The sequence below is a fragment of the Actinomadura sp. NPDC048032 genome (assembly GCF_040653175.1).
GTDB classification, from domain to species: Bacteria; Actinomycetota; Actinomycetes; order Streptosporangiales; family Streptosporangiaceae; genus Spirillospora; species Spirillospora verrucosospora.
Window position 1 is genome coordinate 1 of the sequence record NZ_JBEZJP010000301.1, and the last position, 10,205, is coordinate 10,205.

A 10,205-nucleotide genomic window follows, 5' to 3' on the forward strand; every position below is an offset into this window, starting at 1 on the left:
GACGTCTCCCCGGACGGGACGTCCCGCAACGTCTGCGAGGGCGGCCTGCGCCTGCCCTCCGCCGCGGCCGCGCCCGTCGGGACCGGCGGGGTGCTCCGCCTCGCCGTCGACCTGTGGCCCACCGGCCACCGGTTCCAGCGCGGCCACAGCGTCCGGGTCCACGTCACCAGCGGCGCCCACCCCAAGGTCGCCGTCAACCCCGGCACCGGCGAGCCCCTCGCCACCACCGCGACGAGGATGGTCACCGCCCGGCAGGAGGTCCTGCACGACCCCGACCACCCGTCCGCGATCATCCTCCCCGTCGCCGAACGCTCCCCCGAGGCCGCGGCACCGGCCCCCGAGGAGGACCCCACGTGACCGCGTCCAGGAGACGGCTCAGCGCACCCGGGAAATGATCGCCTTCGCCAGTTTCTTCGCGCTTCCGGGGGCGTGGTGGAGGTAGAGGGCGGGTTCGGCCAGTTCGAGCTCGATCAGCATCGGGGCGCCGTCCGGGCCGGGGATCATGTCGACGCGGGCGTAGAGGAGATCGTCGCCGTGCGGGACGGCGGCCAGGGCGCGGGCGGCCAGCTCCAGTTCGGCCTCGGTCGCCGTGGACGCGGTGACCTGCCCGCGCGCCGGGTCGTCCCGGACCGAGCCCTGGACGCCCGCCCCGGCGGCGAGGATCTGCGCCTTGCGCCCGGCGTGGCTGTACTCGCCGTCGAGGAAGACCAGCGCCGTCTCGCCGACCGTGTCGACCGCGGACAGGTACGGCTGGACCATCGCCGTCCGGCCCGCCTCGCGCAGCGAGCGCAGGTGGGCGCGGGCCGCGTCCTCCTCGCCGGGGCCCCAGCGTGCGGTGTCGCCCGCGCCGATCGAGACGGCGGGCTTGACGACGAACTCCGGCCACTCGGACGGGATGTCGTCCGGATCCCAGAGGGTCGGGACGACGGGGACGCCCGCCGCGGCGAGATCGCGCAGGTAGCGCTTGTCGGTGTTCCACCGCACGATCGCGGCGGGGTTGAGGACGCGGGGCAGGCTCTCCGCCCAGGCCACGAACTCGTCCCGCCGGGCGGTGTAGTCCCAGGTGGAGCGGATGACGACCAGGTCGTGGCGGGACCAGTCGACGTCGGCGTCCCAGGCGACGGGCTCGGCGCCGGCGCCCTCGGCCGCCAGGGCGCCGATCAGGTCCTGGACGTCGTCGCTTCCGTCGGGCAGCAGGGAGCAGGTCGCGAGCGCGATGTTCACACGGGGGTTCATACGGGGGGATTTCCTCTTCAGCGAACGGGACTGCCGGCGGCGCTCAGCGCGGCCTTGACGTCGGAGATCTTCAGCTCCCCGAAGTGGAAGACGCTGGCGGCGAGGACGGCGTCCGCGCCCGCCTCCACGGCCGGGGGGAAGTGCCCGACCGCGCCCGCGCCCCCGCTGGCGATCACCGGGACGGTGACGGCCTCCCGGACGAGGCGCAGCATCTCCAGGTCGAACCCGGCCTTGGTGCCGTCGGCGTCCATCGAGTTCAGCAGGATCTCCCCGACGCCGAGCTCCGCGCCGCGGCGGGCCCACCCGATCGCGTCGATGCCGGTGCCCTTGCGGCCGCCGTGCGTGGTGACCTCGAAACCGGACGGCGTCCCCTCCGCGCGCCGCGCGTCCACCGACAGCACGACGCACTGCGACCCGAACCGGTGCGCGGCCTCCCGCAGGAACTCCGGCCGCGCGATCGCCGCGGTGTTGATCGAGACCTTGTCGGCGCCCGCGCGCAGCAGCCGGTCGACGTCCTCGACCGTGCGGATGCCGCCGCCGACCGTCAGCGGGATGAACACCTGCTCGGCGGTGCGCCGCACCACGTCGTAGGTCGTGGAGCGGTCGGCGCTGGAGGCGGTGATGTCCAGGAACGTCAGCTCGTCGGCGCCCTCGGCGTCGTAGCGGCGGGCCAGCTCCACGGGGTCGCCCGCGTCCCGCAGGTTCTGGAAGTTGACGCCCTTGACCACGCGCCCGGCGTCGACGTCCAGGCACGGGATCACCCGCACGGCGACGGTCACTTCACGGCCTCCAGGGCCTCTTCCAGCGTGAACGCCCCCGCGTAGAGGGCCTTGCCGACGATCGCGCCCTCGACGCCGTCGGGGACGAGCCCCGCCAGCGCCCGCAGGTCGTCCAGCGACGAGACGCCGCCGGAGGCGACGACGGGCCTGTCCGTCCGGGAGCACACCTCGCGCAGCAGCTCGGTGTTGGGGCCGCGCAGCGTCCCGTCCTTGGTGACGTCGGTGACCACGTACCGGGGGCAGCCGTCGTCCTCCAGCCGCGCGAGGACCTCCCACAGATCGCCGCCCTCCCGCGTCCAGCCGCGCGCGGCCAGGGTCGTGCCCCGCACGTCCAGCCCCACCGCGATCCGGTCGCCGTGCGAGGCGATGATCTTGCGGCACCAGGCGGGGTCCTCCAGCGCGGCGGTGCCGATGTTGACCCGGGCGCACCCGGTGGCCAGGGCCGCCTCCAGCGACGCGTCGTCGCGGATGCCGCCCGAGAGCTCGACCTTCACGTCCAGCTTCCCGGTCACCTCGGCGAGCAGCTCCCGGTTGGAGCCGCGCCCGAACGCCGCGTCGAGGTCCACCAGATGGATCCACTCCGCCCCCGCCCCCTGCCAGGCGAGCGCCGCCTCCAGGGGCGCGCCGTAGGAGGTCTCGGTGCCGGCCTCGCCCTGCACCAGCCGGACGGCCCGGCCGTCGGCGACGTCGACGGCGGGAAGGAGCGTCAGAGTCATGCGGAAACCCTATCGATGCAGATGGAACGAGTGCCTAGGCCAGGGTGGCGAGCCAGTTGCGCAGGAGCTGGGCGCCGGCGTCGCCGGACTTCTCCGGGTGGAACTGGGTGGCGCACAGGGGGCCGTTCTCCACCGCGGCGACGAAGCGGTCGCCGTGCTCGGACCAGGTGACCAGCGGCGCCGGGATGGTGCCGGTCGGGTCGGACTCCAGGTCCCAGCTGCGCGCGGCGTAGGAGTGGACGAAGTAGAAGCGCTCGCCGCGCAGGCCCTCGAAGAGCGCGGAGCCCTCGGGGGCGTCCACGGTGTTCCAGCCCATGTGCGGGACGACCGGGGCGTTCAGGCGGTCGACCGTGCCCGGCCACTCGTCGCAGCCCTGGGTGGTGACGCCGTGCTCGATGCCCTTGGAGAACAGGATCTGCATGCCGACGCAGATGCCGAGGACGGGGCGGCCGCCCGCCAGCCGGCGGCCGATGATCTGGTCGCCCTGGACCGAGCGCAGGCCCGCCATGCAGGCGGCGAACGCGCCGACGCCGGGGACGACCAGGCCGTCGGCGGCGAGCGCGGCGTCCCGGTCGGCGGTCACGGTCACCTCCGCGCCGGCGCGCGCCACGGCGCGCTCGGCCGAGCGCAGGTTCCCCGAGCCGTAGTCGAGGATGACGATCTTCTTCACGACCACATCACTCCCCCGGCGACCGCCATCCCGGCGAGCACCAGCAGGAGCACCGCGGCGATCTTGAGGCCCTGCTTGACGAAGCTGTACACGCCCGCCAGCAGGAACACCGCGACCGCGAAGATCGCCACCGTGCCGTAGGTGAGGTGCAGGCCACCGATCTCCACGGCTACAGGGCCCCCTTGGTGGAGGGGATGCCGTGCACCTTCGGGTCGAACGCCACGGCGTCGCGCAGCGCCCGCGCGAGGGCCTTGAACTGCGCCTCGACGATGTGGTGGGCGTTGCGTCCGTAGGGGACGTGGACGTGCAGCGCGACCCGCGCGTTCGACACGAACGACTCGAAGATGTGCCGGGTCATCGTGGTGTCGTACTCGGGGCCGATCATCGGCGCCATGCCGTCCGGCTCCACGTGCACCAGGTAGGGGCGCCCGGAGACGTCCACGGTGACCTGGGCGAGCGCCTCGTCGAGCGGGATGGAGGCGTCGGCGAAGCGGCGGATGCCGGCCTTGTCGCCGAGGGCCTCGCGGAACGCCGCGCCGAGCGCGATCGCGGTGTCCTCGATGGTGTGGTGGCTGTCGATGTGCAGGTCGCCGGTGGTCTTGACGGTCAGGTCGAACGACCCGTGCTTGCCGAGCTGCGCCAGCATGTGGTCGAAGAACCCCACGCCGGTCGCGACGTCGACCTGCCCGGTGCCGTCGAGGTCGATCTCGACGAGGACCTGGGTCTCCCCGGTCCCGCGCTCGACTCGTCCCTTGCGCGTCACAGACTCTCCTCGTTGTTCTCGGTGCCGGCTCCCCGCACCCGGCGGAGCGCGGTGCGGAAGGCGGCCATCTCCTCCGGCGCGCCGACGCTGACCCGCAGCCACTCGGGCGGGCCCACCTCCCGGATCAGCACGCCGCTCTCCAGCAGGTCCTCCCAGACGCGGCGGCGGTCGGGGAACGTCCCGAACAGGACGAAGTTGGCGTCGGAGTCGGCGACCCGGAGCCCCTCGCCGCGCAGCCACGCCACGAGGTCGTCGCGCTCGCGGCGCAGGGCGTCGACGCCGCCGAGCAGCTCCTCGCCGTGGGCGAGGGCGGTGCGCGCCACGGCCTGGGTGACGGCCGACAGGTGGTAGGGCAGCCGGACGAGCAGCAGCGCGTCGATCACGGCCTGGCCGGCGGCCAGGTAGCCGAGCCGGGCCCCGGCCATCGCGAACGCCTTGGACATCGTCCGGGTGACGATCAGCCGCGGGTGGCCGTCCAGCAGCGTCAGCGCGGACGGGGTGCCCGCGCGGCGGAACTCGGCGTAGGCCTCGTCGACGACGACCATCCCGGGCGCGGCCGCCAGGACGGCCTCGATCGCGTCGAGGGGCAGCGCCGTGCCGGTCGGGTTGTTGGGCGAGGTCAGGAACACGACGTCGGGCCGGTGCTCCTCGACGGCCGCGACGGCGCGCTCGGGTTCGAGGCCGAAGTCCTCGTCGCGGAAGGCGTTCACCCAGCGGGTCCCGGACACCCCCGTGATGATCGGGTGCATCGAGTAGGACGGTTCGAAGCCGAGCGCGGTGCGGCCCGTCCCGCCGAACGCCTGCAGGATCTGCTGGATGATCTCGTTGGAGCCGTTCGCGGCCCACACCCGGGCCGCGGTGAGGCCCGCGCCGGGCGTGTCGGTGTTCAGGAACGCGGCGAGGTCTTCGCGGAGCGCGACCGCGTCCCGGTCGGGGTAGCGGTTCAGCGACCCGGCGACGTCCATGACGGCCTCGCCGAGGGCCTTCACGAGCCGCTCGGACGGCGGGTAGGGGTTCTCGTTGGTGTTCAGCGCGTACGGGACGTCCAGCTGGGGCGCGCCGTAGGGCTCGCGGCCGCGCAGGTCGTCCCGCAGCGGCAGGTCGTTGAGCGAGGTCACGAAGGGGTCTCCCAGTCGAAGCGGGCCTGGAGCGCGGCGCCGTGGGCGGGCAGGTCCTCCGCCTCGGCGAGCGCGACGACGCGCGCGGTGGCGTCGGCGAGGGCGTCGCGGTCGTACTCGACGACGTGCACGCCGCGCAGGAACGACTGGACCGACAGCCCGGAGGAGTGGCAGGCGCACCCGCCGGTGGGCAGGACGTGGTTCGAGCCCGCCAGGTAGTCGCCGAGCGACACCGGCGCGTACCGGCCCACGAAGACGGCCCCGGCGTTGCGGACGCGCGCGGCGACCGCGGCGGCGTCGGCGGTCTGGATCTCCAGGTGCTCGGCGGCGTAGGCGTCCACGACCTTCAGGCCGTCCTCGACGCCGTCGACCAGGACGATGCCGGACTGCCGCCCGGCCAGCGCCTCGGTGATCCGCTCGACGTGGCGGGTGCGGGCGACCTGCGCCTTCAGCTCGGCCTCGACCTCGTCGGCGAGCCGCACCGAGTCGGTGACCAGGACGGCGGCGGCGAGCGTGTCGTGCTCGGCCTGGCTGATCAGGTCGGCGGCGACCTCCACCGGGTCGGCGGTGTCGTCGGCGAGGATCGCGATCTCCGTCGGGCCGGCCTCGGCGTCGATGCCGATCACGCCCTTGAGCAGCCGCTTGGCCGCGGCGACGTAGACGTTGCCGGGCCCGGTGACCAGGTCGGCGCGGGGGCACTCCTCGGTGCCGTAGGCGAACATCGCGATCGCCTGGGCGCCGCCCGCGGCGTACACCTCGTCGACGCCGAGCAGCGCGCACGCGGCCAGGATCGAGGGGTGCGGCAGCCCGCCGAAGTCCTTCTGCGCGGGCGAGGTGACGGCGAGGGAGCCGACGCCCGCCTCCTGCGCGGGGACGACGTTCATGACCACGCTGGACGGGTAGACGGCGCGGCCGCCCGGCACGTACAGGCCCACGCGCCCGACCGGGACCCACCGCTCGGTGACGGTGCCGCCGGGCACGACCTGCGTGGTCACGTCGGTGCGGCGCTGCGCGCGGTGCACGGCCCGGGCGCGGCGGATGCTCTCCTCCAGCGCATCCCGGACGGCCGGGTCGAGGCCGGTGAGCGCCCGGTGCACGGCCTCGACCGGGACCCGGACGCGCTCCAGCTCGACCCCGTCGAACCGGCTGGTGTGCTCCCGTACCGCCGCCGAGCCCCGATGGCGCACGTCCTCGCAGATGGGCCGCACCTTGTCCAGGGCGGCCTCGACGTCGAGGTCGGCGCGGGGCAGCACGGTGCGCAGGTCGCCCGGAAGCGAGCCGCGCAGGTCGATACGGGAAATCACCCGTCCAGTCTACGGAGTGCCCTCCGTCCCTCGCGCACCGTCTCACGTCCCGAGACGTCGTGTCGCCGCGGCCCGGCGGGTCAGACCCGGAGGGCGCCGTCCAGGACGGTGACGGCCCGGCCGGCCAGGGTCACCCGGTCGCCGTGCAGGGCCACGCGGACGTGCCCGCCGCGCGGCGACGCCTGGTAGCCGGTCAGGGCGTCGCGGCCGAGGCGCTCGGCCCAGTAGGGCGCGAGGGCGCAGTGGGCGGAGCCGGTCACCGGGTCCTCGGCGTCGCCGGGCAGGACGCGCGGAGCGAAGAAGCGGGACACGAAGTCGTGCTCCCGGCCGGGGCCGGCGGCCGCCGTGACGATCACACCGCGGGCGTCGATCCCGGCGAGCGCCCGGACGTCCGGGGCGAGGCCCCGCACGCAGTCCTCGTCCGGGACCTCGGCGAGCAGGTCGTTCTGGGCGTTGCGGCCGGTGTGCAGCACCTTGGCGCCGAGCGCCTCCGCGAGCCCTTCGGGCGCCTCGACGGGGTCGGCGCGCATCACCGGGAAGTCCATCGCCAGCGCGCCGTCCTCCTCCGGGGTGACGGTGAGGACGCCGCTTTTCAGCGTGCGGAACCTGATCGGTTCGCCCGCCGCGGCCGTGCCCGTCTCGTAGAGGGCGTGGGCGGAACCGAGGGTGGCGTGCCCGCAGAGGGCGACCTCCGTCTTCGGGGTGAACCACCTCAGCTCGAAGTCGGCGTCCCCGTCCTGAACCGGCCGGACGAACGCCGTCTCGGAATGCCTCATCTCCGCGGCGACGCGCTGCATCCACCCGGCGTCGGCGGCGCCCGTGAGCAGGCACACTCCGGCGGGGTTGCCGGCGAACGCGCGGCCGGTGAAGGCGTCGACGACGAGCATCCTCATGGCGCCGACGCTACACCCGGTTCACGCCGTGAAAAATCTCCCCTTACCAAGATCATCATTTGCGACGTACCCTGGCGGCACGGGCGTTTCCGGTTGCGCCCAGGAACGCGGGAGAGAAGATGTGACCGAACGGCTCGCCCTGTTCCCCCTGGGCACCGTGCTGTTCCCCGGCCTGGTGCTCCCCCTGCACCTGTTCGAGGACCGCTACCGCCGGCTGGTCGGCGACCTCCTCGAACAGCCCGAGCCGCGCGCGTTCGGCGTCGTCGGCATCGAGCTCGGCCACGAGGTCGGCGAGGGCGCGGCGCACCGCCTCGCCGAGGTCGGCTGCGTCGCCGAGCTGCGCGAGGTGACGCCGCACCCCGACGGGCGGTACGACATCGTCGCCGTCGGCGCCCGGCGGTTCCGGCTGAAGGAGCTGGATCGGTCCAGGCCCTACCTGCGGGGCGAGGTCGAGTTCCTGCCCGAGGAGCCCGGCGCCGATCCGGGTCCCGCCGCGGCGCGCGTCCGGCGGCTGTTCCGGCTCTACCGTCGGCGCCTCGGCGCGGCCGGCGCCGGACCGCCGGAGGAGATCGAGCAGGCGGACGATCCCGTCGCGCTGTCGTACGCGGTCGCGGCGGCGCTCGTCCTGGACGGGCACGAGAAGCAGCGGCTGCTGGAGCACGAGGACGCGACGCTGCGCCTGGCGGCGGAGGCCGAGCTGCTGGCCAGGGAGAACCGCATCCTGGACGTGCTCCCGATGATCCCCGCCGGGCAGTTCCTTGACGGGTCGTTCACGCCGAACTGAGCGGGCGCGGCAGACTTCTCCCATGAGCACTGCCAAGGGCGGCAAGGGCACCCCCGCGACGATCGCCGCGGCGAAGGCCGGCGTCGACTTCACGCTGCACGCCTACGAGGCGGACCCGAACGCCGAGTCCTACGGGGAGGCCGCCGCGGACGCCCTCGGCGTCCCGCACGACCGGCTCTTCAAGACGCTGCTGGCCGAGGTCGACGGGAACCTCACCGTCGGCGTCGTCCCGGTGTCGTCCACCCTCGACCTGAAGGCGCTCGCGGCGGCGGCCGGCGGCAAGAAGGCGCGGATGGCCGACCCCCGCGACGCCGAGCGCGCCACCGGGTACGTCGTCGGCGGGATCAGCCCGCTCGGGCAGCGCAGGCGGCTGCCGACCGTGATCGACGCGTCGGTGTCAGGGCTCGCGACCGTCTACGTCTCGGCCGGCCGGCGCGGACTCCAGATCGAGCTCGTCCCCGCCGACCTCGTCCGCCTCACCGGCGCCCTCGTCGACGGCATCGCCCGCGGGTAGCCGCCGCACGACCAGCTCCAGCAGCCCGTAGGCGGCGACCGCCGGCAGCGCCCAGAACACCAGCACGCCCTTGGCGCGCAGGTCGGCGACGCCGGTGACGGTGGTGCCGTCGCGGCCGTGCCGGACCACGTCCTCGAAGTGCCCGAGCCCGACCAGGTGGCCGGTCTGCCAGGCGAGGACGGCCGCCGCGGCGCCGCCCACGGCCAGCCCGAGCAGCAGCGCGGAGTCGTTGCCGCGCCCGCCCGCCAGGTAGGCGCCGGCGCCGCACACGGCTCCGGCGACGAGCGCGATCAGAGCGAAGCGGACGTCGATACCGATCGGGCCCTGGCCTTCCGGGTCGGCCAGAAGGGGCTCACCCTGCACGACCACGTACGTCACCTTCGGGACCACCGCCGCCCACAGCAGGCCGGCGAGCGGCCCCAGCAGCGTGACGACGGCGCTGGTGACCGCCCAGATCGCCAAGAGCCTCCCGGTGGGTCGCCGCACCTCGTACGCTCCTAGTTGCAAGTCGTCCGACAGCGAAAGCCTAGCCTGCCCAGGTCAACCGATCGACTCTCGAAGGGTGTCCGATTCTCGCCCACGACGGCCCCGATTACTGGGATAATGTGCCCGACATGTCCGGATTCAGCCCCGCGTTCGAACGCCTCGGCGCCGCGCTGGCGGCCGTCGTCCTGCAGCAGCAGGAGACGCTCGCCGAGTTCCTGCCGCGCGAGGACTGGAGCGCCGACCTGACCGCCCGCACCTACACCAGCGGCGGCGTCACGGTCCGCGTCTCGCTGCTCGGCAGCTACGCCGCCCGTGAGCGCACCTGGCTGTGGGGCTGGGCCAACCCCCAGTTCGGCGACGCGCACCCCGCCGTCGCCCCCACACTGGTCATCCGGACCCTCGGCGAACGGCTCGGCATCACCGAGTTCACCACCCCCGAGGTCGACCTGTCCTGGTACGAGGGCCCCGCCGGCCACGGCGGCGAACTGATCGCGATGGCCGCCGGCGGCGTCCTCGGCGGCGCCGGATACATCGGCGCCGGCTACGACGGCGGCTCCGCCTACCTGCACGTCGACGACCCCCAGGCGCCGCCCGCCCAGTGGGACCCCGTCCCCCTCCCCCGCCTGCTGGCCAACGCCGCCAGCCTCTTCCCCCACGAGCCGCGCCTCACCCTCGCCGGGTTCCTGTCGCACCACCGCGTCCCCTACCGGCAGAGCGACGTCCTCACCGAAGTCGCCCTCCCCGGCGGCGGCACCGCCCGCGCCCACTTCGACGGCCTCGGCCGCTTCGTCGACTGGAGAGCTGAGCTTATTGCGGTTTCTTAGGGTTTCGGGCCTTGGGGGCCCGAAACCCTAAGAAACCGCGGGCGATCGCTGGCATCGCTTCGACTCGCCTTGCGGCTCGCTGCGCGATCAGGTTCTCGCTTCGCTCGAACCTGCCTTC

Annotated in this window: 14 protein-coding genes; 4 read left to right on the forward strand and 10 right to left on the reverse strand. The window is 74.0% G+C overall.

Annotation, left to right across the window (positions count from 1 at the left end):
- The coding region (locus tag AB0C69_RS29825) for a CocE/NonD family hydrolase (RefSeq protein ID WP_360358435.1) at positions 1–357 on the forward strand (357 nt) is incomplete at its 5' end.
- A gap of 18 nt (positions 358–375) precedes the next feature.
- On the opposite strand, the gene AB0C69_RS29830 is transcribed toward AB0C69_RS29825, so the two are convergent.
- The 9 genes from AB0C69_RS29830 to AB0C69_RS29870 all read right to left on the reverse strand — a co-directional run bounded on the left by AB0C69_RS29830 (position 376) and on the right by AB0C69_RS29870 (position 7,479).
- Positions 376–1,236 (reverse strand): hypothetical protein, encoded by an 861-nt coding sequence (locus AB0C69_RS29830; protein ID WP_360358436.1) that lies wholly within the window; start codon positions 1,234–1,236, stop codon positions 376–378.
- 17 nt (positions 1,237–1,253) lie between these two features.
- Positions 1,254–2,015 carry an imidazole glycerol phosphate synthase subunit HisF gene (hisF, locus tag AB0C69_RS29835; RefSeq protein ID WP_360358437.1) on the reverse strand — a complete coding sequence of 254 codons (762 nt, stop codon included), beginning with the start codon at positions 2,013–2,015 and terminating at the stop codon, positions 1,254–1,256.
- Positions 2,012–2,731 carry a bifunctional 1-(5-phosphoribosyl)-5-((5-phosphoribosylamino)methylideneamino)imidazole-4-carboxamide isomerase/phosphoribosylanthranilate isomerase PriA gene (gene priA / locus AB0C69_RS29840; protein ID WP_345175446.1) on the reverse strand — a complete coding sequence of 240 codons (720 nt, stop codon included), beginning with the start codon at positions 2,729–2,731 and terminating at the stop codon, positions 2,012–2,014. The genes hisF and priA overlap by 4 nt, the downstream gene beginning before the upstream one ends.
- 34 nt (positions 2,732–2,765) lie before the next feature.
- On the reverse strand, positions 2,766–3,407 hold the full coding sequence (gene hisH / locus AB0C69_RS29845) for an imidazole glycerol phosphate synthase subunit HisH (protein WP_360358438.1): 642 nt from the start codon (positions 3,405–3,407) through the stop codon (positions 2,766–2,768).
- Entirely contained in the window at positions 3,398–3,568 is a 171-nt protein-coding gene (locus AB0C69_RS29850) for a hypothetical protein (protein ID WP_345175450.1), read from the reverse strand. Before AB0C69_RS29850 ends, hisH begins: the two co-directional genes overlap by 10 nt.
- Before the next feature lie 2 nt (positions 3,569–3,570).
- Positions 3,571–4,164 (reverse strand): imidazoleglycerol-phosphate dehydratase HisB, encoded by a 594-nt coding sequence (gene hisB, locus AB0C69_RS29855; protein WP_345175452.1) that lies wholly within the window; start codon positions 4,162–4,164, stop codon positions 3,571–3,573.
- Complete coding sequence (locus tag AB0C69_RS29860) at positions 4,161–5,282, reverse strand: histidinol-phosphate transaminase (protein ID WP_360358439.1); 1,122 nt, start codon at positions 5,280–5,282, stop codon at positions 4,161–4,163. Before AB0C69_RS29860 ends, hisB begins: the two co-directional genes overlap by 4 nt.
- A complete protein-coding gene (hisD, locus tag AB0C69_RS29865) occupies positions 5,279–6,586 on the reverse strand; it encodes a histidinol dehydrogenase (RefSeq protein ID WP_360358440.1) in 1,308 nt (435 codons plus the stop codon). The genes AB0C69_RS29860 and hisD overlap by 4 nt, the downstream gene beginning before the upstream one ends.
- Positions 6,587–6,666: 80 nt before the next feature.
- Positions 6,667–7,479, reverse strand: a complete 813-nt coding sequence (locus tag AB0C69_RS29870) for a PhzF family phenazine biosynthesis protein (protein ID WP_345175456.1) — start codon at positions 7,477–7,479, stop codon at positions 6,667–6,669.
- Between the two features lie 121 nt (positions 7,480–7,600).
- On the opposite strand from AB0C69_RS29870, the gene AB0C69_RS29875 reads away from it, so the two are divergent.
- Together AB0C69_RS29875 and ybaK are read left to right on the forward strand one after the other, a co-directional pair.
- Positions 7,601–8,263 carry an LON peptidase substrate-binding domain-containing protein gene (locus tag AB0C69_RS29875; protein WP_345175458.1) on the forward strand — a complete coding sequence of 221 codons (663 nt, stop codon included), beginning with the start codon at positions 7,601–7,603 and terminating at the stop codon, positions 8,261–8,263.
- A 22-nt stretch (positions 8,264–8,285) separates the two neighbouring features.
- Positions 8,286–8,777 (forward strand): Cys-tRNA(Pro) deacylase, encoded by a 492-nt coding sequence (gene ybaK, locus AB0C69_RS29880; protein WP_360358441.1) that lies wholly within the window; start codon positions 8,286–8,288, stop codon positions 8,775–8,777.
- On the opposite strand, the gene AB0C69_RS29885 is transcribed toward ybaK, so the two are convergent.
- Positions 8,661–9,263 carry a hypothetical protein gene (locus AB0C69_RS29885; RefSeq protein WP_360358442.1) on the reverse strand — a complete coding sequence of 201 codons (603 nt, stop codon included), beginning with the start codon at positions 9,261–9,263 and terminating at the stop codon, positions 8,661–8,663. The two genes, ybaK and AB0C69_RS29885, sit on opposite strands and share 117 nt — an antisense overlap.
- 128 nt (positions 9,264–9,391) lie before the next feature.
- Between AB0C69_RS29885 and AB0C69_RS29890 the strand changes: the two genes are divergently transcribed.
- Positions 9,392–10,087, forward strand: coding sequence for a DUF6882 domain-containing protein (locus AB0C69_RS29890; protein ID WP_345175463.1), 696 nt, complete (start codon positions 9,392–9,394; stop codon positions 10,085–10,087).
- Positions 10,088–10,205 lie beyond the last annotated feature (118 nt).

What these genes read in the sequence shown, in the direction of transcription:
- AB0C69_RS29830 (WP_360358436.1), bottom strand. Translation starts at nt 1,236, where the DNA reads ATGAACCCCCGTGTGAACATCGCGCTCGCGACCTGCTCCCTGCTGCCC.
- priA (WP_345175446.1), bottom strand. Translation starts at nt 2,731, where the DNA reads ATGACTCTGACGCTCCTTCCCGCCGTCGACGTCGCCGACGGCCGGGCC.
- AB0C69_RS29870 (WP_345175456.1), bottom strand. Translation starts at nt 7,479, where the DNA reads ATGAGGATGCTCGTCGTCGACGCCTTCACCGGCCGCGCGTTCGCCGGC.
- ybaK (WP_360358441.1), top strand. Translation starts at nt 8,286, where the DNA reads ATGAGCACTGCCAAGGGCGGCAAGGGCACCCCCGCGACGATCGCCGCG.
- AB0C69_RS29890 (WP_345175463.1), top strand. Translation starts at nt 9,392, where the DNA reads ATGTCCGGATTCAGCCCCGCGTTCGAACGCCTCGGCGCCGCGCTGGCG.